Genomic DNA, 21,422 nt, shown 5'->3' on the forward strand with positions numbered 1-21,422 from the left:
TTTTCGATTCATTCATGTCAAATATTAATTTTCTAATGGGATATTCAATACTTGTCCGCTGTACACGCTATTTCCTTTTAAATGATTGTAAGCTCGAATTTTCTCTTCCCCTGATCGGTTTTGATAATACTTCATGGAAATTCGATACAAGTTTTCCTCTGGTCCAACAGTATGCTGCACGACACGAACAGGCTTTTCTTCCTGCTTCTTCTTCTCTTCTGCTTCTTTTCGCTTTTTCTCTTCCTGCTGTTTTTGAAGAGCGAGCTGTTGCTGCTCACGCTTTTTTGCAGCTTCGGCCTTTTCACGCTCAGCCTTCTCTTTAGCGGCTTGTTCTTTTTTCTTTTGCTCTGCTTTTTCTTTTGAACGCTGCTTTTCTTTATCAGCATCTTTCTTTTTCTTCTCATCATCAGACGCATCCGCTTTGTCAGCGCTTGAATCATTTTTTGTGTCAACAAGTGCTGACGGGACTGGATCTGTGTCAGCACTCGATGTTTTATCAATATAAACACCTTGATTGTTGTTATCGTTAATTTCCTTTGATGTGTAATAAATCAACAGGAAGAAAACCGTGACGACAATAATAGGAAAGATAATAGCCAGTGTCGTAAACAATGGATTACGCACCTTTTTGGTTCGCTGCTTTTTATATTCATGAAAATCTTCTCGTGTAGGAAAGTGAGAGTCATCTGAAGGATGCACTTTTTCTTCTTCAAGATTTTCCTCTACATCATCATGGATGTTTGTCAGCTGCTGCTTTTTTCTCTTCATTCTCGACATTTCTTCCATGTTCATCCCTCCCCCAATATTTAAAACGAATTTGACATGCAAAGACTAGGTCAATGACAAAGTGTGTCATGACAGGAACGAATAAATTCCCTGTCCACTCGTATAAAAGTCCTAAAAAAATACTAATAGAAACCACAAGGATAAACAAGAGTATTTTTGACAAATAGCGAAAGTGAAGAAGTGCAAACACAATGCTTGCAATCTCCAGTCCAAATTGCTGCTGAACGATCCCGCGAAATAAAATTTCTTCTGAAAAGGCAATGAGCAGCGTTAACCAAACAATATGCAGGATGCTGCGGTTTTTGAACATTTTTTCATTTAATCCGCCATCATCATACATATGAGCCGGAAACACCTTCATGACAATAGCGTCGACAATAATCACAAGCAAAGCGCCGCCAATTCCGTAAGTCAGGATACGCATATCTCGGATCTGCCATAAGGCTGTAAAATCAGTCCAATGATCAAACATAAACATCCCTAGTAAAAAAGAGACAATCAGCATGAGCAGCTGTGTGAAATACAACTGTTCTACTACTTGTCGATCGGTTAATTTTTCAATAATACGGCGATGTTGTTCAATCAATGCTGCGCCTCTTTTGTCAGGTGAAACAGACGATCCAGCTCGGTCTTCCAGTGTTTCATTTCATTCAGCTCCAATGGTTGATCTTTTTTTTCGTAATCAGACAGGTCAAGTCCGCATGAAGAGCAGCAGTTCCCAAAGGAAGCGTCCTCCGTTAGATCAAGCTGCTCATCAAAGTATGATAACAGAGATTGCCTAAAGCAGCGATGGCCAGTGATATGCTCTTTAAACTGCCACACTTTTTTTAGCTTTTCTGTTTGTCTATCCTGCAGCTTTTCTTTCAGCTTCTTCATGAGCAAACGAGGCTGTTCAGTTTGGTACATCGTGTAATAATGCGAGAGCATTCGCGCGCGCGTCTCCTGAAGCCCTGCTTCCATCAATTGTTCACGTAATTTCTTTTCATCATTTATCGGCATGTGTGATACTCGGGCTAAGAAAAAATCAATTTCTGGATCATCAAAACCTTCTGCTTGAATCAAATGACTTTGAATATCCGCATCCTCTTCTGTATATAAAAGAACGCTCACACTATTTTTCCCGTCCCGTCCAGCTCTTCCAATTTCCTGCATAAATGCTTCAATTGACTGAGGCGGACTCATATGAATCACAAAGCGTATATTTGCTTTATCAATTCCCATTCCAAAAGCACTTGTACAGCAAATGAGATCAATTTGACCACTGATAAATTGCTGCTGGATCAGCATGCGGTCTCCTGACTCCATTCCGCCATGATAAAACTCTACACGTTGATGCGTTTTTTGTTTCACCAAACGTGAGATATCTTCTGTCATTTGCCGGGTCGGACAATAAATCAGCCCAGGCCCTTGAAGGGTTTCCACAAGCTCAAGTGCTCGTTTCTCTTTTGCTTCTTTCGTTTCATGTGCCTCTTTTAATAGTGCAATATTCGGCCGGTTGACTGAATGAATATGAACATCTGGATGCTCTAGCCGCAACGTTTGCACAGTATCTTTTAAGGTTTGTTTCGTTGCAGTTGCCGTTAGTGCTAAGGCGACAGGATTGCCGAGCGCTTCCCTCCATTCCCCAAGCTTGGAGTATTCCGGGCGGAAATCATGTCCCCATTCCGATATACAGTGAGCTTCATCTACAACGAATAGACCCACATGCATCGCTTTGAGCTGCTCTAACAATACCTCTGACATAAGCGCCTCAGGTGCGACAAATAAAAATTTATATGATGGCAAATGCCGAATAATATGTCTTCTTTCTTGAAAAGACAGTGTACTGTTAAGCGCAGCCACTCGCTTTTCACCGCGCATTTTCATGCGTTCCACTTGATCTTCCATGAGTGATAAAAGAGGTGAAATGATCAGCACTAACCCGTCTGTCAAATAGCCCGGAATTTGATAACAAAGTGACTTCCCGCCACCAGTAGGAAGCATGGCAACCGTATCTTTTTGTTGAAGTACACTTCGAATAATGTCCTCCTGACCTGTTTTGAAGGCATCATAACCAAAGTATCGCATCAGCGTCTGATGAAGCTTATCCACTTGCTTTCACCATCCTTGTCAATGCCAATCGTATTTGAAAATAAGTAAATGAATGCTCGAGACTTTCTTTGATCAGCTTCATCTTGTTGGTTTGGAGCTGACCGGCTACCTCATGTATCGCCTTTTGAGCTTCACTGCTGACATATGGTTCGATCGAGAAGCTCGGCTCATGTATCGAGAGCTCCACAATATGATCTTCAATTGTCGCTTTTTTTAATGAACGAATATGAGCAATTTGATCAATACTGAACCCTTTTTGTACAAGCTCAAGCGTTTTATGGGTAGAGGTGGTCAGCACACGTTTGAATTGAAGATCATCTATCATTCGCTGGATGATCGGTGCCTCACCTTTTTGCGCACATTGAATAAAATAATGGAGCACATTCCAAAAAAGCAAGTAAACATACCATACATCTTCTTTCATCCATTCCGCCATTTGCTGGTACGTCCGTCCGATTCTTTCATTTGAAGTCAATGAATAAACAAAAAGCAGTGCCTCTTGATCAGTTAAATGAGCAAGAAGTGTTTCAAGCTCATGATGGATATCTTCAGAAAGCTTTTTCTTCTGGTGATATTGCGAGAAGAAGGATTTCGTCCAGTTTTGAACCGATATATCTCTTTGAATCGGCACATAGTGTTGTGACCGCGCTGCATGATGTGAAAGGACCTGCACAAGTAAAGACAGCCTCATCCATAACACCTTTGCTTTATCATGATACTTGGCACCATCAAAATAAACTGGCATCGGTTTTTCAGTGAAACACTGCCTGAGCATACTTATTCCTTCATCTGTGGCAATGAATGTATCCTCTGTCTTTCTGATAAAGTGTTGCTCTAGCAGCCTTTTTACAGAGCGATTCAGCTGATCCCTCGTAAAAGCTGGATAGCAGCCGAAGTAGCTAGAAAGCTGAAACAAACTTGCATCCTGTATCGTTTGCGATGATTTTTTTCCTTTAAAAAGATGGTAGACAGCACTAATGGAGCGTTCGCCGTTCAATTTATGTACGCTGTCCATCAACATGACATCCAAGTAATGAATCGTCATTGACCAAAGCACCTGTCTTCCTGACAAAATTCGAATATTTTCTCCCTTTATTTTAACAGATTTCATTGAAGAAGAAATGTTTAAACTCAATTAATGGGGGAAAGTTATGAACAAACCCTTATGTGATAAGCATTCTCAATCACTTTACAGTTGAAATGTGAATTTAAAATCATTACAATAAGGTTTGAGGAAATTGGTTTTTTATCGGTGAAACTAAAAAGGTTAAACCATTTGTTCCATCGAACAATCTGGGAGGTATTTTTTTAACATGGCAAAATATACAATTGTAGACAAAGACACATGTATTGCTTGCGGCGCATGCGGTGCAGCTGCTCCAGACATTTATGATTATGATGATGAAGGCATTGCATTTGTCACGCTTGATGACAATCAGGGGACTGTAGAAGTTCCAGAAGTACTTGAAGAAGATATGCTTGATGCATTTGAAGGTTGCCCAACTGACTCAATTAAAGTTGCGGACGAAACTTTCGATGGTGATCCACTTAAGCATGAATAGGATAAAAGCCCCTTTAAAAGGGGCTTTTTTTATATTAACTATTTTGAAGTCGGCGTTTATTTTCAAACCATGGACGCATTTTGACAAAAATGAAACTAAAGACGATGGTGATGATGATTCCTTTAATCAGGTTAAAAGGCAAGATCCCTGCTGTAATGGTTGCCTTTAGCACATGATCTGACAGGACGGGTGCATTCAAAAACCATGTATAAGCAGGAAGGAACAAGAAATAGTTTAAGATGCTCATCATGACTGTCATGAGTAATGTTCCGAGAATCATGGACCACGCTAACCCTCTTGCTGATTTAATCTTTTTAAAAATAAAAGCCACCGGTAAGATGAATAGTACACCTGCTGTAAAATTCGCTACTTGATCCACAGGAACACCGGACATGCTACCATGAATGAGGTAGTGCAATAGATTCTTTAAAGCTTCAACAGCAATCCCAGCACCTGGCCCATAAATTAAAATCGCAATAATCGCAGGAATGTCACTAAAATCAATTTTTAAATACCCAGGAAGCCCAGGGAAAGGGAAATTCAATAACATTAATACAAATGCGATACTGCTAAGCATGCTGATGACAACTAAACGTTTTACTTTACTTTGATTCAATATTCTCTCTCCTTTTCGATCAAATCTTTCGAAAAGAGGATTGTTCAATTTTAGCCACAAAAAAACCGCTCTGAATACATACACAGGAGCGGGAAATTTAGGCTACACAAATAAACGTATAAACAGACATGTTTTCAACGTTTACGAACCTCCATCTTCTCCCATCCAGACTATACTGTCGGCTTCGGAATCACACCGAATCCTGCCAAAAAAGGCTCGCGGGCTTAGAGACTATGCCTCATCACCGCCGGTAGGGAATTACACCCTGCCCCGAAGATTGATCATTATTCAATTCGACATCATTATATATGATATATGAGCATTTGTACAGATAAAAATCCTGAGCAAATTCATCAGTTTTAAAAAATCGTAAAAAACCTAAAATTTATAATGACAAATGCGTTAAAATTGGTTATCTTTTGTTTAAAGGTGTCCATTCTCGATCAAGACACTAAAAAATGTTCGTGTTTTCTTTTTCGCTTTACTGCTTTAATTTGATTGACACAGTGAAAAGGAATATGGTAAATTATCAGATATTTATGACGTTTATTTTAGGAGGAAATCTTACGATGTTTCGAGTATTAGTCTCAGATAAGATGAGCAATGATGGTCTTTTACCACTATTAGAATCAGATTTTGTTGAAATTGTTCAAAAAAATGTAACAGAAGCAGAAGATGAATTACACACGTTTGATGCCTTACTTGTCAGAAGTGCCACAAAAGTGACAAAAGAACTTTATGAAAAAATGACTTCATTAAAAATTGTTGGCCGTGCCGGTGTGGGAGTCGACAACATTGACATTGATGAAGCGACAAAACACGGTGTGATTGTCATCAATGCGCCAAATGGGAATACGATTTCAACGGCAGAGCATACGTTTGCGATGATCTCATCTCTCATGCGTCATATTCCTCAAGCGAATATTTCTGTGAAATCAAAAGAATGGAACAGAGGCGCATATGTCGGTGCTGAGCTTTACGGAAAATCTCTTGGGATTGTTGGCTTAGGCAGAATTGGAAGTGAAATCGCCCAGCGTGCAAGAGCATTTGGCATGACGGTCAACGTATTTGACCCTTTCCTCACAAAAGAACGTGCCGAAAAAATTGGTGTCAATGCAAAATCACTTGATGAAGTGCTTGAAGTATCAGATATTATTACGGTACATACACCTTTAACAAAAGAAACTAGAGGACTTCTCAATAAAGAAACAATCGCAAAAACGAAAAAAGGTGTTCGTCTAGTGAACTGTGCACGCGGCGGCATCATTGACGAACGAGACCTTCTTGAAGCACTTGAAAATGGTCATGTCGCAGGGGCTGCACTCGATGTATTTGAAGTAGAACCACCTACTGAGAATCCACTTGTGGATCATCCAAACGTCATTGCCACTCCGCATCTTGGTGCATCTACAAAAGAAGCACAATTAAATGTGGCGGCACAAGTCTCTGAAGAAGTTCTTCAATTTGCAAAAGGACTCCCGGTCATGTCATCTATTAATCTACCAGCGATGACAAAAGACGAGTTCAAAAAAATCCAGCCTTATCATCAATTTGCGGGAAAACTTGGACGTCTTGTTTCTCAATCGATGAGAGAACCTGTAAAAGAAGTCAGCATTTCATATGAAGGATCTATCGCAAAACTCGAAACATCATTTATTACAAAAAGTCTGCTTTCTGGCTTTTTGAAAGAGCGTGTCGATTCGACTGTAAATGAAGTCAATGCAGGTATGGTGGCAAAAGAACGCGGCATTAGCTTTAGCGAGAAAATTTCTTCAAGCGAATCTGGCTATGAGAACAGCATTTCCATTGAAGTCAAAGGTGACCTTTCCACCTTTACATTAAAAGCAACGTATATCCCGCATCTAGGTGAACGTGTCGTTTCTATTAATGGTTTCAATATTGACTTTTACCCAGATGGGCACCTTGTCTATATTCAGCATACTGACGCACCTGGTGTGATCGGTCAAGTTGGAAAGATTTTAGGCGACCACGATGTGAACATTGCGACAATGCAAGTAGGCCGTAAAGAAAAAGGCGGCGAAGCCATCATGATGCTTTCTTTTGACAAGCACCTTGAAGATGAAATTGTCCAAACGTTAACTGAAGTAAGCGATATTCTTTCTGTGCGTCTGATTGACCTATAAAAAATGGTAAACCTCATGCAAAAGCATGAGGTTTATTTTGTTGAAACGATTAAACGTTCACCTGTACGTATGAGATGCGTTGTCAGTGCATTGATTTTCTTCAATTGATCAACGGTCATTTGATGTGCTTTAGCAATGGACCAGAGCGTGTCCCCTTGTTGTATGACATATGTATGTTTCTCATATCCATCTACATGAAGGGCTGGCTCTTGGAAACGATCTCTTGCAATGATTGTGAGCGGATCTACTGCATCTTCTTTACTAACTGACCAATTACCCCTGTGCACCTCAAAATGCAAATGAGTGCCCCTAGAAGCGCCTGTGTTGCCTATGATGCCGATCGGCTGTCCTGTTTGTACATGGTCACCATTCTTCACAAAACGCGCATTTAAATGCGCATAGACGGTTTCATATCCATTTGGATGCCGAATAAATACAACTTCACCATATGTAGCAGATACATAGGAACGAGTGACCACACCTTCGCTAGCAGCCAAAATGGATTCTCCTTCCGGTGCAGCAATGTCTAACCCCTTATGCGAACCACCTCTTGTCCCAAACAAATCAGTGACTTCACCTTTGATTGGTTCCACCCACTCGGTTGTTTTCTCTGCACGGGCAAACGGTGATAAGGTCACGAACAAGAAACAGCTAGCACATATGTAGCAATACCTTTTCATCAGTGACTTCCCTTCTTTGAAGTTCTTTTCATGACAGCTTAGTATACCTCAAGGAAGCCCTTTTCTATACATGAAAAAAGAACGCAATAAGTTGCGTCCTTTAGCGTTCTTTGATAACAACTGGGTTTGGCAGTGCCGGTACCTCTAGCGGTTCTTTTAATTCATATGGGCCTACTTGATCTATTCCTGCATTTTGTATCGTGACATCTGTAAAACCGAAATCTTTCGCTGTGAGCAGCAGTCCTTCAATAAGTAAAATATGATCAATTGAGTCCGTTAATTGTGCTGATGCTCCAAACGTGATGGTTGCATGTTTTCCTTTTGATGTCACCTTTTGAATAGGCTCTTCTTTAATGAGTGGATCGAGTCCTGCATCATTCGCCCGCTTCATCGCCTCTACCGCATCTTTATAAGAAGGATAATCATCTTTTGACGGCACCAAAAATGTCCCGCTCTTATTTTCTAAAACGTAGTAAGCGTGCTTTGTTTGTTTATTAATTGAAATGGTACCAAGACGGCCATTCGTCCCTAATTGAAGGTGCGAGCCATTGACAGACTTGACCTGTACTTGTTTATATTGGCTCCATTTTAACGTTTCTTTGACCATGTCTTTAAAACGATTGGCTTCTTTTAATGTATCAAGAGACAAATCATTTTTCAGCTGAAAAATCAGCGTGTCCCCTTTTTCACTCACATCCACCATATCCATATAGGCTTGAAGAGGTTTTGTCATTTCAGGCAGCTCCAGTTTTTCATATGTATCAAGAAGCGCCTGCACATCGTCATGCTTATTTTCTTTTTGAATACTGATTGGGACAACTTGAGAAGTCGATTCATCTATGTATGAAATCGTCATATACTTTTCTTTGTCAGATGCGTAAGCAACATGTGAAGGATCATTTGTGTTTTTTACCGCCTCTAATGTAGCATTCACCTGTCCTTTTTCAGCACTCGAGTCCATTTTCACTTTCTTTATATCTTGAGCAGCCGGCTGAAATAAATGAGGAGAAATCAAAAACGCCATAAATAAGACCACAACGGTTGCGACCGCTGGACCGATCCATCTGGCACTTTTCTTTTTCTTCCCGCTTGCCATCAGCATTTGCTGGTAAATCTGCTTAGATGAACGGTTGTCCTCCACTTTTGGAAGCTGACTGAGTAATACTTTAATTCGTTCTTCGCTCCAATTGGACCTGTTCGTTTTCATTCACTAGCTCCTCCTTCAAAAGCTCCATATGTTTTCGGAGCACTTTCAGGCCTCGGTGCTGCGTTGTTTTGACTTTGCTTTCCGAGAACTTTAGCGCCTTGGCCGTCTCCATGATTGAGTAGCCTTGGATAAACCTTAAAATGATGACGGCTCGTTGATCAATGGTGCAATGATCAAGTGCGGCATAAATTTCTTTGATATTTTCATCCTGTACAGCCAATTCATCTGGGAGCAGGTCTGGATCTTTTACATCCTGTTTATCCCAATCAAACGTGCCGAGCACCCGTTGTCTGATGGTTTGCTGTTTGCGAAACCAGTCAATTGCCACATGCCTTGCAATTGAAAACAGCCATGTTTTCTCGCTGCTTCTTCCTTCAAAAGTTTTATATGAGTGAAGTACCCGAATGTAAACCTCCTGCACGAGATCCTCTGCCTGATTTTTATCTTTTACCATATAAAATAAAAATTGGTACAAATCTTGATGGTACGAATCATATATTTTTTGAAAGGTTTCATGCATAGGAAACCCCTCCGTTCACTTATTTTTGTCGAGTGACTCTCACAAAACGTTACATTACAACTTTATGACAAATATATTACAAGATCGACAATTTGGAAAGGGCTTTTTGTTTAACTTCTCCTTAAAAATATGAAAATAGAAAAAACACTTCATTTTCTTTCGAAAAGAAGTGTTTCTCATGTAACAAGATTCTTCGTCAAGATTAGACGAGTTCCTGCTTTTTTTTCGGAATATAGAAAGTGAAGTGAGTACCTGTTCCAGCTTTACTATGTGCATGAATGGAGCCTTGATGCGCTTCTACGATGTTCTTCACAATCGCAAGGCCCAGCCCCGTACCGGAACGTCCTCTTGTTCTTGCTTTATCTGCTTTATAGAACCGTTCAAAAATAAACGGGAGATCCTCTTCAGGAATGCCGCTTCCCGAATCTTTCACATCCATTTTGAGCCCATTTTCCACCGATTGAACTGAGAAGTGAACTTCTCCGCCTTCTGGTGTATGACGAATGGCATTATCGATGAGATTTGTAAAAACCTGTTCTATTTTATCTGGATCAAATACAAAATACGGTTCTTCTACTTGAATTTCATACGTCAGGTTGATTTGTTTTTCTTTCGCAATTCCAAGGAATTTACGGTAGATTTTTTCAGTCAGCTCTTCTGTATCAGTTGATTCAAGATTCAGTGTAATATGACCAGCTTCCATACGTGCGAGATCGAGAAGATCATTCACAAGACGCCCCATTCGAAGTGATTCATCATAGATAATTTGGGCAATCTCTTTCTTTTCCTCTTCTGATCCGGCAATGTCATCGACAATCGCTTCACTATAGCCCTGGAGCATAGCAATAGGTGTGCGGAGTTCATGACTGACATTTGCAATGAAGTCTTTTCTTAGCTTATCCAGTCTTCTCTCTTCTGTCATATCGCGAAGTACCGCTACCGCCCCTCTGACATCTTGCTGGTTATAAAGCGGAGACATGAGAAGAACCCAAGTACGCCCTTGCAGCGTGACTTCGATCATTTGCTCTTTTTCCGTACTGACGGCAGTATGAAACAATTCACGCGCTTCCGGCGGCAGTTCATCCCCATCTTTGATCTTCATATTTTGCTCGTAATACCAAGCCTGCAAGAATCTTTCTGCAGGAGGGTTTGTCATGAGGATCGTTCCATCAATATTGATCGTGATGACACCGTCTGCCATACTGCTGAGAATGTTGGACAAATGTTCTTTTTCTTGATTTAAAGCGGTTATATGAAATTTAAGCTGCTTACCCATTTGATTAAAGGCGATCGCCAGTTCCCCAATTTCGTCTTGCGTTAAAATAGGAATCTTTGTATCAAATTTCCCTTTCGCCAAATCTTGTGCTCCCTCTCTCATCTTTCTGAGAGGATAGGTGACACGAGTGGATAAGAAGAAAGCGAAAATCGTCGTCAGCACAATCGCAATTCCGGCTGCGAGGAAGATATAACGCGTCGTATGTTTTGTTGTCTGCTCTACAGCAAGGAGGGATTGAGAAAGAAAGACCATCCCTTTCTTTCCGTTCGCCTCGTAAGGAACACCTACTACAATGCGTTCATCCTTCTGATTGCCTGTATCTGATTCAGCTCGTTTACTGATTTTTTTTCGTTCTGTCAGTGCTCTGTTCAAATCTTTGTCTGCTTCAATTTGTTCTTTTGTGATCGCAGGAAGCTTCCCGCCTTTTTCAGACGAATACCATTCTAGTCCATCCTCTTGAACAATCGCGATACTTGTCAATTTATCAGCTAGTTCTGATGTAATCGATCTTGCAAGCGATTGATCCTCATGGCTTTCTAAAATGACTGCTACTTTGTTGGCCATTTGTGTTAAATCAGACTTTGCTTCTTCCACATGGTAATTCTCAATGAACTCTAAAAGAAGCACAGTTAAAATCGATAAAACAATGAGCACGAGGAAAAGAATGGTTAACCATAGCTTTCCTACGACACTTTTCCACAGCTTCATTCAGCGCCGACCTCAAATTTGTACCCGACACCCCATACTGTCACGATTTTTTTCGCTGCTTCTGGTGACACTTTATTCAGTTTTTCACGAAGCCTTTTGACGTGGGTATCCACTGTTCTCAGATCCCCAAAGAATTCATACTGCCACACTTCTTTGAGAAGCTTTTCCCTGTCATAGACCTTATCCGGCGTTTTTGCCAAGAAGTACAAAAGTTCGTATTCTTTCGGCGTGAGGCTGACTTCTTTTCCATCTGCTGTGACCCGGTGCGCATCATGATCAATAGATAGATGAGAAAACACGAGAACATCTTTTGTGGTTGTTCCAGTATTAAGGTATGACGTTTGAGACGATCTTCTTAGCAGTGCTTTCACACGAAGAACCACTTCACGCGGGCTGAAAGGTTTGACGATATAATCATCCGTTCCTGCCTCAAAGCCTTGCACACGGTTAGCTTCCTCACCTTTTGCTGTCAGCATAATAATTGGTGTGGCTTTTTTATCTCGGATTTGATTACACACTTCAATCCCATCTGTCCCAGGCATCATTAAATCAAGCAAAATGAGGTCATAATCGGTTTGAAGTCCTTTTTGAATGGCTTCATCCCCATTTTCCGCTTCATCAATTTCATAATTTTCCCGTTCTAAATACATTTTTAAAAGGCGACGAATTCTTGCCTCATCATCGACGACTAATATTTTCGTTTGAGTTGTGTGTTCCATTAGATAATCCTCCTGCTTTCTCCGTTGTTACATACATTTTAACAAAAAGCCGAATTGAATCATAAAAGTTGGCCTTTTTCATGCGATTACGCGTAAGAATGAAGCCCCGCAATCACTAGGTTGACAAAGATGAGGTTAAACATAATGATCGCAAATCCGATTACAGCAAGCCAAGCGGACTTTTCACCATGCCAGCCTCGTGATAACCGAAGGTGGAGATAGGCGGCGTAAAATAAAAATGTAATTAAAGCCCATACTTCCTTCGGGTCCCATCCCCAGAATCTCGTCCATGCAATTTGTGCCCAGATCATCGCAAAAATAAGACCGCCTAACGCAAATACAGGGAATCCTATGGAAACAGCCCTGTACCCAATTTCATCGACTAAATCGAGATTCACCTGTCTTACGAGCGGCTGAAGCAGCGCACTTAGTCGTTTGCGAATGATCAATCTTAGCAGTCCATAAATAATCAGCCCAACGCCAAATGACCACAGCACTGTATTCACCTTTCTACCTGAAAAAACAGGCGGCAGATCAACTACAGGCTCTAAACGATCTTTTGTGATAAGTTCTCCTTTATGAGGTCCTACTAAAGCAGGCAGCTCATAGACCATGACGCTCTCTTCTTTATTTTTATCTACCCAATTAAATTTCGCTTCATACCCTGTCATTCTAAAAATGGACGTGACAGCGATAAATGCAAGGGTGACCACAATCATAAACATGACCAGCTCTAAGCCAAAGGTTTTCTTCCCCGGTTTTGTTTGATCGACATGCTTCAAAAGAAAAATCACACCTGCCACAAAACTGATCGCCAAAATGGCTTGACCAAGCGCTGCTGTCGTGACGTGAATATATAGCCAATTACTTTGAAGTGAAGGAATCAGCGGTGAAATATCCGATGGAAACATGCTTGCATAAGCAATGATTAATAAAGCGATTGGAAGTGTGAATAAACCTAGCACAGACACTTGATAGACAAAATATAAAATAATAAATGCGAGCACCAGCATCATGCCAAAGGCTGTGGTGAATTCAAACAGATTACTGACTGGTGCGTGACCAGACGCGATCCACCTTGAAATAAAATAGCCAAATTGACTCAAAAAACCGATGATGGTGAGCGTTATGCCGATAAGTGCCGCCTTGTTTTTGCGCGGACCCTCTTCTTTCTTTTTTCCTTTAATGGCCCCTCCAAAAAAAGGAACTGCCGCTAAATACAATAGAAAAGCTGCAAATAACAGGTTTTCACTGACTGCCGCCATCTAATCCTTCCCCCTTGCTTTTGCTGATACTTGTTGTATCAGGCAGTTCTTTTTGATCCACTGGCTGTTTGATGCCACTGCCATGCAGTAACACCTTGAGATCAGACTTTAAGCCGAACCAGTTTTTGTTTGTATGTCCTGCCACAAACACTTTTCCATCCTTTACCGACAGCCAGATTCTTCTATGCTGCCAGTACATCCCTTGTACGACACCAATCATAAAGATCATTCCGCCAACAATAAGTACCCAGAGTGTTAAGTCTTTTCGAACCGTTAAACCTGTTACGTTTTTTGTTTCAACCCGGTCAAATTTCATTTTATAAAGATTGTTATCAGAACCCTCTACTGTCTCTTGAATCGCGACAAAACTTTTTTCACCTTTTGGTTTTTCAGGAGAGATCATTTCAAATACGAACGCAGGATTATTCGGATTCCTCGTTTTCGTACTAGGTGTGCCATCTTCGTCAAAATAAAAATCAGGCAAATAACTCATCACCTTGACTTTGTAACCGCTACCAAGATCATATTCTGACTTAGGCTCCAGCAGATTAATCTTCACTGTTCCGAAAGATTTCTCAGTATCTTTTCGAATCAGCTGAAAGACCATTTGATCGAGTTCATTTTGTTTAAAATCCACTTGATATAATGAGAAATTGTCAAACTTAAGCGGTTCATTCACTTTAATATCGTGTTCTGTTACCTGCTTCAGCTTTGGCTTTTCACCAAAAACAACTTCTCCTTCACGTTTGTATAAAACGGCATCGGTTTTATAACTTTTGACGACTTGACCATCGCCAGCCTTTTCAATAGCATTTTCAAAGACTTCTTTTTCTTTTTCAGATTCATAGCGGTCAATTGAAAACGCATTATTCTTTAAGAAGTATTGGCCTCCCGTCCCTGGGATTGGTGCCGTTTCGCCTTCTCTTACCCATAATGTTTCATCCACGTACATTCCTGGGACAAATCGGAGCATGGATCCAATGAGAAATATAATTAATCCAATATGATTGACGTAAGGTCCCCAGCGGGAAAAGCGTCCTTTTTCAGCTAAAATATGTCCATCTTCTTCTCGTACGCGGTAACGCTTTTGTTTCATTTTACTAACGATGCCTTCATATGTATGTTGATCTAATGTTTGGTTTGTTTCGCTGAAAAGACGCTGCCTTCTCATAAAGCCTTCTTTTTTGACAACCCCTTGATTTTTGAGTGCACGATAAAGTGGAATCACTCGATCAAGGCTGCAAATCACAAGGGAAATTCCGATAGATGCGACAAGGGCTAAAAACCACCAAGAATTATAAAGATCATGGAATCCAAGGATGTAATATAACTTGCCAAACGACCCATATTGCTCCTCATAATAAGTGGAAGCTGATGCACCTGGCGGAATAAACCGCTCCTGCGGAAAAATAGTTCCTAGCGAAGAAGCTAACAGTGTGATGACAATGAGCCACACACCCACTTTTACGGAAGAAAAAAAGTTCCATACTTTATCAACAATCGTTTTGTTGTATGTTTGCGAGCGTCTTGCACTGCCGTCATATCTCATATCAAGCAGTTTTGATGAATTTTTCTCTTTTACTGAAATGGGATTCCCGCATGATTCACATAGAACAGTACCGATTGGATTAATATGTCCACACTCGCACTTTACCTCTTTCATTCTATGACCCCTTTGGTTTAATCAAATTCATATATTCATAGACATTACGTTCTGTCATCGTCCCCTTTATGACTTTGATTACTTTGCCTTCAGGATTAATTAAAAATGTGGTTGGCAGCGGCGTAATATCATATGCCTCTGTCACTTGACGATCTTTGTCCATGGCAACAGGAAAATTCACGCCATAAGCATCCATAAAATTCTTCACAGCAATATTGGATTCCCCCACATTTACGGCAACAATTTCGACACCGCGATCCTTGAACACTTCATACTGATTTGCCATATAAGGGAATTCCTGCTTACATGGACCGCACCATGTACCCCAAAAATTGAGAAAGACACCTTTGCCTTTTAAGTCCTTTAATTCAATCCGTTCCCCATCTACCGATTGAAGGACAAAGTTCGGCGCAATAGATCCTTCTTTGATTTGATCCTGTTTGGCAAATACTGAGTTATACATCGTATAACACAGTGCAGCAAGCATCACGAGGAGAATGCCCGTCCGTATGAAAAATCGTCTTTTCTTCATCTGAAGTACCCCTTCCCCATAGACATTCAGGTAAATTATAGCATTCTCCTTCTTTTGATGCTTCTTCATTTTTTGAAGTTTATGTGAAAATTAAAAAGCGCTTTTCCCATGATCCGCAATCGCTCTTAGGCGTTTTACTTCATGCGGCGTCAATTCTCTGCGATCTCCTGGTCTCATGCCTTCAATATGAAGAAAAGCATATTGCTCTCTTTTGAGTTTTAAAACGTCGTGGCCGATTGCTTCAAACATGCGGCGAACCTGTCTGTTTCTGCCTTCATGAATGGTTAATTGCACAATACATGTTTGCTTTCGTTTATCAATCGAAAGCATTTTGGCACGGGCAGGTGCTGTTTTTTTATGGTCTAACATGATTCCTTTTTCTAACTTTCTAAGCAATTCTTTTGAAGGGATGCCTTTTAGTTTCGCTGCATACGTTTTATCAATTTGATATTTCGGATGCATGAGCTTATGGGCAAATTCGCCATCATTTGTAATCAAAATTAAACCGCTCGTATCATAATCCAACCGGCCGATTGGATACAGACGCTGCGGAACATCATCAAAGAAGTCTGTCACGACTTTGCGTCCTTTATCATCCTCGGCAGCTGAAATGACGCCGCGCGGTTTATAAAGCATAAAGTAAACCGGTTCTTCTCTTTCAAGCTTTAAGCCATTGACTTCAATTTTATCTGAAGAGCCCACCTTTACTCCGAGCTCTGTCACTGTTTCACCATTAACGGTAACTCGTCCTTCTTTAATTAATTCTTCAGCCTTTCGTCTAGAAGCGACGCCGGCATGGGCAATTACTTTCTGTAAACGTTCCATTTGTCTTTCACCTCATGTACTATCTTACTTGCTTGGCTTGAAACAAACAAGCATTCGTGGAAAAATAAGCGTTTCATCTGTCTAATTTCGACAAAAAAGCTGTTTTCCATCCACGAAATAAAAAAAGCACCTGATTAGGCGCCGCTAAATAACAAACTGACGATAATAATTGATGCAATGATCCCAATCAGGTCTGCAAGCAGCCCCACTTTCAGTGCATCTCCCATTTTTTTAATACCAACTGCTCCAAAATAGACGGTTAAAATATAAAGGGTCGTATCCGTTGACCCTTGCATAACGGCGGCAAGCTTGCCGATAAAAGAGTCTGGACCATAAGTCGCAATTAAGTCTGATGTCATACCAAGCGCCGCTGTTCCTGATATAGGACGAATAAGCGCAAGCGGCACCACTTCTGTAGGAACACCAATCGCTGTAAACACAGGTTTCAATAACTCCATGACAAAATCAAGGGCACCTGATGCTCGGAAAATCGTAATGGCGACAAGCATACCGACTAAATACGGAATAATTGAAAAGGCAATTTGAATGCCTTCTTTCCCGCCTTCTACAAATGTTTCGTACGTCGGTACTTTTTTAATCGTCCCTGCAATCAATATTCCTGCGATGATCAGTGGAATCAAAGCAAGTGACAGCCAGTTAATAAATGCCACAAGATCACCCCCGCCTGCTTCTGCGATAGTGGAAATAGCGATCAATCATAATCGCACCGATACCTGAAATAAGTGTCGCCAAAATGGTTGGGCCTACAATATCTGTTGGCTGATCTGCGCCATAGGTCATACGAATGGCAATGACAGTCGTTGGCACAAGTGTGATAGAAGATGTATTGACTGCTAAAAAAGTGATCATAGATCGGCTCGCCTCATTTTTTCCGCCATTTAATGCTTTCATCTGCTCCATCGCCTTAATCCCAAGTGGTGTAGCGGCGTTCCCAAGGCCAAAGAAATTTGCCATGAGATTGGACAGAATATACCCCATCGCTGGATGATTCGCAGGAATCTCAGGAAATAGTTTTGAGATAAAGGGCCGGCATAATTTACTAAAGAAATGTAACAACCCCGCTTCTTCTGCGATCTTCATCAATCCTAGCCAGAATACAAGAACACTAATCAACCCAATTGAAATGGTGACCGCTTCTTTTGATCCTTTAAAGACCGCTTCATTCACTTCATGCATCGTTCCGTTAAACATTGCATAGACAAGACCGATGACCGTGAGGAATACCCAAATCAGATTGACCATGAAGATCCGCCTATCGATGTCTGAAAGACAGACTTAAACATTTCTTGAAAGCTTTTTTGGGGCATTCGGTTGCGTTTGTTTTCATAAAAAATGGGGACTTGCTCAATTACCTGACCATCCAGTAAGAACGTCATTTTCCCTACTACATCTGGGATCGCTTCTTTGTTTTTCTCCCATTTCTTTTCAGGCGTCAGCATTTCCGTTTCGATTTCCACTAGTTTTTTCTCATCCTCATTTAGTAAATAGTCCACATCCCGCTTAATAAACGCTTTTTTTTCGTAAAAAGTCCCTTTTAACGAAGCGAGCCTGCCTTTTTCAGCAAGCACATACGTTTTATAGTGATCAAATGCATACTCAAACATTGAGATATGATCCTTCCAGTCATCCGGTGCATTAATCGTCACAGCAATGAGCGCAGCATCTCCTTTTGCAGCTGTGGAGACAAGTGTGCGTTTTGCAAGTTTTGTATATCCTGTCTTCCCTCCAGTCGAATATTGATACAAACCCGTGAGCAGCTTGTTTTTATTTTTCCAATAACCCTCGATTGTTTTTGCTTTATAAAAGGTGGTACCGGCAATTTTTTGATATTGCTGATGCTTCATGGCGTACTTCGTTAAGATCGCCATATCATAAGCTGATGAATAATGGTTTTTATGATCATCGAGTCCATGCGGATTTTGAAAATTCGTATTCTCCATGCCTAGTTCAGAGGCCTTTTGGTTCATCATAAAAATAAAGCCTTCTAAGCTGCCGCCAACATGTTCTGCAATGGCAACAGCTGCATCATTTCCAGAGCGCAGCATGAGCCCGTATGTCAAGTCTTCTAAACTCACCTTCTGTCCTTCCTTTAAATAAATCGAAGAACCTTCCGCTTGAATCGCACGTTTTGACACTTTGACCATGTCGTTCATTTTTCCTGATTCAATGGCTAATACAGCCGTCATAATTTTTGTGATACTGGCGATTCTTCTTTTTTCGTGCTCGTCCTTTCCAAATAGGACTCTGCCTGACTGTCCATCTATTAAAATGGCGCTTCTCGCACTCACCGATAATGAGACGTCTGCTTGAGCGTGTGAGGAAAAAGGCAGTAAGAGTGTTAATAGAAGAAGGACTGCTGTTCCAATTTTTAAATAGGGCATGTTCATTCACGTCCTTGTCCGTTTTGTACAAGTGTATGCGCGGCTGAAAAAGTTATGATGCCTCGTCCATAAAAAAAAGCAACTCTCATGTGAGAGTTGCCTTGTCTTCTTTATACCATTTTCATTTGCTGATGAGATGTTGTATATTCCAGCTCTTCTCTCATCGTTAAAAAATCTTTTTCTAATGAAGAAAACAAACGTTTGACCTCAGCCGATACTTCATGATGGAAAACAATGCAGCTTTTTCCTGTGTAGGCTGAACGGCTATTTTCATACCATGTATCCTTTTTTGGTGTAAAAAATTCTTCAATACATTGATGATAAATACGATGAAGCGTCTGCTGTGCGGCTTGCTGCGGGAATGTCTGCTGCTGCCTGATTTTCCTACAAACCGCCGCGGCATCCTCGCTATAAACTGCAAGCTTCCGCAATGTAATTAATATGTCACAATAATAGGCTTCCGCTTCCGGGTTTAATCGTTTCAAGCTTGATAAGGTAGCTTCGTTCAGAAAATCATTCACTTCAACTGCAACCTTTGATAAAAAAACGCCTGCTTGATCAACTTGAGCCTTTACATTCATATGTGCCATTTGTTTCGTGTTTACCTTCCCCTCATGGCTTTGTCACCATTTTATCTTTCAAACGAAGATTTTAGACCTAAAATCTTTTTATATTTTATCATACATTTTTCCTTATTTTGAACTATTTTATCTCTTCAAATGTTTGATTGAAGTTTTCAAAAAAGAGATCAGCCTCTTCTTGCACCCCATCTGCTTCCACATTCTCTGGAAGTGGCGGTAATTCATCTAAGGCTTTTAAACCAAATTGCTCTAAAAAGGTAGGTGTTGTCCCATAAAGGATCGCTCGTCCCGGTCCATCGGCACGTCCTACTTCACAGAGCAGTGCTTTGGCAACTAAACTATGCAGCACTCGTTCTGATTTAACGCCTCTGATCTCCTCGACTTCGCTGCGTGTAATCGGTTGTTTATACGAGACAATGGCGAGCACTTCTAGCGCTGCCTGTGACAAACCTTTCGATGGTGTCTCTACTAATTTTTTTAAATATACGCTGTATTCTTTTTTCGTCAGCAGCATATATGAATCTGCATATTCAATAAGCTCAATCCCTCGTTCTTGTTTTTGATATTCTTCCTTTACGGCAGACATAATATCAAGCAACGCTGCCTCATCAACTTCAAGAACAGACATGAGCTGTTTTCTTGTTAAGCCTTCGTCACCTGCTGCATATAGCAGCGCTTCTAAGATGGCTTTCCAATTCACGATATCAAGCGTCATGAATCGTTTCACTCCCTATGATATAAATATCTTCAAAGTTTCCTTCCTGCTCCAGCATGATTTGATGGCTTTTCATCAATTCGAGAACAGCAAGAAACGTCACGACAAGGTGTTCCTTTTGATCATGTTGAAACAAAGTCATGAAATTGGTTCGCTTTTTTGTTTTTCTTAAATGGTTCATAATCTCATTCATTTTGTCTTCAATCGGGATTTCTTGTCTTGTAATCTTTGATGGTGCTGGTTTTGTTATTTTTTTGCGGTTCAATACCTTTTGGAACGCACCTAACATATCATACACCGTGACATGTAAGTTTGTGTCCTTCGCTTCTGCTTCTTTTGCAAATTCACTTAAATCACTTGGTGGTTTTGTGAAGGCGTTTTGCCGCTCTTCTTCACGTTCCTTCAGTTCTTGCGCTGCATTCTTATACTTGCGGTATTCAATTAATTTGCCAATCAGCTCATCACGAGGGTCCTCTTCTTCTTCCATCAGGTCTTCATCAAACAGCTCTTCCTCTTGTTTTGGAAGAAGCATTCTGCTTTTAATGCTGAGGAGAGTTGCAGCCATCACCAAATACTCACTTGCAACATCCAGTTCAAGCTCCCTCATCGTGTGGACATATAATAAATACTGCTCCGTAATTTTAGCGACGGGAATATCATAAATATCAATTTCCAAACGGTTAATTAAATGTAAAAGCAAGTCCAAAGGACCCTCAAACGAATCTATTTTCACCTGATATTCCAGCATTCTTTTCTCACCATTTCTACTGTCTTCTAAGTACCGTTTTCATCGGCTAACCTTTAGTATAAGACACCATAAAGCTCTCGTCCAATATAATTTCGACCATGAGGCAGCAAGCAAAAAAAGAAAAACAGTGGATTCGCCCATACCAATGAGGGCATTTATACATAGAATACCATTGTAATCAGAACTGATGAAAAAGGAGGCCGTAACATTATGGGAGATGGTTATTACTTCGGCGGAGGATTTGCGCTTATTGTTGTGCTGTTCATCTTGCTGATCATCGTTGGCGCGGCTTGGGTTTATTAAAGAAACAGAGCGTCCTTTCATAAAGGGCGCTCTTTCTTCTTTTCTTTTCGGTATGTTAGACTGATAGTGGAAAAGGAGA

The 21,422-nt window shown here is 40.7% G+C and carries 23 protein-coding genes and 1 riboswitch; of the genes, 3 read left to right on the forward strand and 20 right to left on the reverse strand.

Annotation, left to right across the window (positions count from 1 at the left end; translation table 11 throughout):
- Nucleotides 1-24 precede the first annotated feature (24 nt).
- Genes MKY11_RS10745 through MKY11_RS10760 form a run of 4 tightly spaced genes read right to left on the reverse strand, consistent with a single transcriptional unit; the run spans nucleotide 25 to nucleotide 3,922 of the window.
- A complete protein-coding gene (locus MKY11_RS10745; RefSeq protein ID WP_236797595.1) occupies nucleotides 25-786 on the reverse strand; it encodes a LysM peptidoglycan-binding domain-containing protein in 762 nt (253 codons plus the stop codon).
- Nucleotides 731-1,372, reverse strand: a complete 642-nt coding sequence (locus tag MKY11_RS10750; protein ID WP_017359770.1) for a CPBP family intramembrane glutamic endopeptidase — start codon at nucleotides 1,370-1,372, stop codon at nucleotides 731-733. Before MKY11_RS10750 ends, MKY11_RS10745 begins: the two co-directional genes overlap by 56 nt.
- Complete coding sequence (locus MKY11_RS10755; protein WP_058336694.1) at nucleotides 1,369-2,877, reverse strand: ATP-dependent DNA helicase RecQ; 1,509 nt, start codon at nucleotides 2,875-2,877, stop codon at nucleotides 1,369-1,371. The genes MKY11_RS10750 and MKY11_RS10755 overlap by 4 nt, the downstream gene beginning before the upstream one ends.
- The gene (locus MKY11_RS10760) at nucleotides 2,870-3,922 is read right to left on the reverse strand and encodes a helix-turn-helix domain-containing protein (RefSeq protein ID WP_277518673.1); all 1,053 of its coding nucleotides are present in this window, start codon (nucleotides 3,920-3,922) and stop codon (nucleotides 2,870-2,872) included. The genes MKY11_RS10755 and MKY11_RS10760 overlap by 8 nt, the downstream gene beginning before the upstream one ends.
- A 268-nt stretch (nucleotides 3,923-4,190) precedes the next feature.
- On the opposite strand from MKY11_RS10760, the gene MKY11_RS10765 reads away from it, so the two are divergent.
- On the forward strand, nucleotides 4,191-4,439 hold the full coding sequence (locus tag MKY11_RS10765; protein ID WP_008344492.1) for a ferredoxin: 249 nt from the start codon (nucleotides 4,191-4,193) through the stop codon (nucleotides 4,437-4,439).
- A gap of 34 nt (nucleotides 4,440-4,473) precedes the next feature.
- On the opposite strand, the gene MKY11_RS10770 is transcribed toward MKY11_RS10765, so the two are convergent.
- On the reverse strand, nucleotides 4,474-5,055 hold the full coding sequence (locus tag MKY11_RS10770; RefSeq protein WP_008344490.1) for an ECF transporter S component: 582 nt from the start codon (nucleotides 5,053-5,055) through the stop codon (nucleotides 4,474-4,476).
- Between the two features lie 149 nt (nucleotides 5,056-5,204).
- A riboswitch (FMN riboswitch) is annotated at nucleotides 5,205-5,337 on the reverse strand.
- A 287-nt stretch (nucleotides 5,338-5,624) separates the two neighbouring features.
- Here MKY11_RS10770 and serA point away from each other — a divergent pair.
- Nucleotides 5,625-7,199: a phosphoglycerate dehydrogenase gene (gene serA, locus MKY11_RS10775; RefSeq protein WP_017359773.1), complete on the forward strand. Its 1,575-nt coding sequence runs from the start codon at nucleotides 5,625-5,627 to the stop codon at nucleotides 7,197-7,199.
- A 32-nt stretch (nucleotides 7,200-7,231) separates the two neighbouring features.
- Here serA and MKY11_RS10780 read toward each other — a convergent pair whose 3' ends face one another.
- The 15 genes from MKY11_RS10780 to MKY11_RS10850 form a co-directional block, all read right to left on the reverse strand.
- On the reverse strand, nucleotides 7,232-7,879 hold the full coding sequence (locus tag MKY11_RS10780) for a M23 family metallopeptidase (RefSeq protein WP_217967021.1): 648 nt from the start codon (nucleotides 7,877-7,879) through the stop codon (nucleotides 7,232-7,234).
- Nucleotides 7,880-7,979: 100 nt separating this feature from the next.
- Entirely contained in the window at nucleotides 7,980-9,086 is a 1,107-nt protein-coding gene (locus MKY11_RS10785; RefSeq protein ID WP_327862406.1) for a sigma X negative regulator, read from the reverse strand.
- Nucleotides 9,046-9,606 carry an RNA polymerase sigma factor SigX gene (gene sigX / locus MKY11_RS10790; RefSeq protein ID WP_007501006.1) on the reverse strand — a complete coding sequence of 187 codons (561 nt, stop codon included), beginning with the start codon at nucleotides 9,604-9,606 and terminating at the stop codon, nucleotides 9,046-9,048. The genes MKY11_RS10785 and sigX overlap by 41 nt, the downstream gene beginning before the upstream one ends.
- Nucleotides 9,607-9,808: 202 nt before the next feature.
- Entirely contained in the window at nucleotides 9,809-11,590 is a 1,782-nt protein-coding gene (locus MKY11_RS10795; RefSeq protein WP_024718919.1) for an ATP-binding protein, read from the reverse strand.
- On the reverse strand, nucleotides 11,587-12,309 hold the full coding sequence (locus MKY11_RS10800; RefSeq protein ID WP_003215596.1) for a response regulator transcription factor: 723 nt from the start codon (nucleotides 12,307-12,309) through the stop codon (nucleotides 11,587-11,589). Before MKY11_RS10800 ends, MKY11_RS10795 begins: the two co-directional genes overlap by 4 nt.
- Before the next feature lie 86 nt (nucleotides 12,310-12,395).
- Nucleotides 12,396-13,574: a c-type cytochrome biogenesis protein CcsB gene (gene ccsB, locus MKY11_RS10805; protein ID WP_017359778.1), complete on the reverse strand. Its 1,179-nt coding sequence runs from the start codon at nucleotides 13,572-13,574 to the stop codon at nucleotides 12,396-12,398.
- Nucleotides 13,558-15,237: a cytochrome c biogenesis protein ResB gene (locus tag MKY11_RS10810; protein WP_039165796.1), complete on the reverse strand. Its 1,680-nt coding sequence runs from the start codon at nucleotides 15,235-15,237 to the stop codon at nucleotides 13,558-13,560. The genes ccsB and MKY11_RS10810 overlap by 17 nt, the downstream gene beginning before the upstream one ends.
- A gap of 1 nt (nucleotide 15,238) precedes the next feature.
- Nucleotides 15,239-15,769: a thiol-disulfide oxidoreductase ResA gene (locus MKY11_RS10815; protein ID WP_017359780.1), complete on the reverse strand. Its 531-nt coding sequence runs from the start codon at nucleotides 15,767-15,769 to the stop codon at nucleotides 15,239-15,241.
- 90 nt (nucleotides 15,770-15,859) lie between these two features.
- The gene (gene rluB, locus MKY11_RS10820) at nucleotides 15,860-16,594 is read right to left on the reverse strand and encodes a 23S rRNA pseudouridine(2605) synthase RluB (protein ID WP_008344472.1); all 735 of its coding nucleotides are present in this window, start codon (nucleotides 16,592-16,594) and stop codon (nucleotides 15,860-15,862) included.
- A gap of 134 nt (nucleotides 16,595-16,728) precedes the next feature.
- Nucleotides 16,729-17,265, reverse strand: a complete 537-nt coding sequence (locus MKY11_RS10825) for a spore maturation protein (RefSeq protein WP_017359781.1) — start codon at nucleotides 17,263-17,265, stop codon at nucleotides 16,729-16,731.
- A gap of 4 nt (nucleotides 17,266-17,269) precedes the next feature.
- The gene (locus MKY11_RS10830) at nucleotides 17,270-17,857 is read right to left on the reverse strand and encodes a nucleoside recognition domain-containing protein (RefSeq protein ID WP_007501015.1); all 588 of its coding nucleotides are present in this window, start codon (nucleotides 17,855-17,857) and stop codon (nucleotides 17,270-17,272) included.
- Complete coding sequence (locus MKY11_RS10835) at nucleotides 17,845-18,996, reverse strand: D-alanyl-D-alanine carboxypeptidase family protein (protein WP_017367523.1); 1,152 nt, start codon at nucleotides 18,994-18,996, stop codon at nucleotides 17,845-17,847. The genes MKY11_RS10830 and MKY11_RS10835 overlap by 13 nt, the downstream gene beginning before the upstream one ends.
- Nucleotides 18,997-19,106: 110 nt before the next feature.
- Nucleotides 19,107-19,586, reverse strand: a complete 480-nt coding sequence (locus tag MKY11_RS10840; protein WP_039165802.1) for a YpuI family protein — start codon at nucleotides 19,584-19,586, stop codon at nucleotides 19,107-19,109.
- Nucleotides 19,587-19,698: 112 nt separating this feature from the next.
- Nucleotides 19,699-20,292: an SMC-Scp complex subunit ScpB gene (gene scpB / locus MKY11_RS10845; RefSeq protein WP_008344462.1), complete on the reverse strand. Its 594-nt coding sequence runs from the start codon at nucleotides 20,290-20,292 to the stop codon at nucleotides 19,699-19,701.
- Nucleotides 20,282-21,040, reverse strand: coding sequence for a segregation/condensation protein A (locus tag MKY11_RS10850; protein ID WP_007501021.1), 759 nt, complete (start codon nucleotides 21,038-21,040; stop codon nucleotides 20,282-20,284). The genes scpB and MKY11_RS10850 overlap by 11 nt, the downstream gene beginning before the upstream one ends.
- Before the next feature lie 210 nt (nucleotides 21,041-21,250).
- Here MKY11_RS10850 and MKY11_RS10855 point away from each other — a divergent pair, with 210 nt between their 5' ends.
- Nucleotides 21,251-21,343, forward strand: coding sequence for a YjcZ family sporulation protein (locus MKY11_RS10855; protein ID WP_008359694.1), 93 nt, complete (start codon nucleotides 21,251-21,253; stop codon nucleotides 21,341-21,343).
- The last annotated feature ends 79 nt before the right edge of the window (nucleotides 21,344-21,422 follow it).

Source organism: Bacillus sp. FSL W7-1085 (genome assembly GCF_038595035.1).
In the GTDB taxonomy this organism is placed as follows: domain Bacteria; phylum Bacillota; class Bacilli; order Bacillales; family Bacillaceae; genus Bacillus; species Bacillus altitudinis.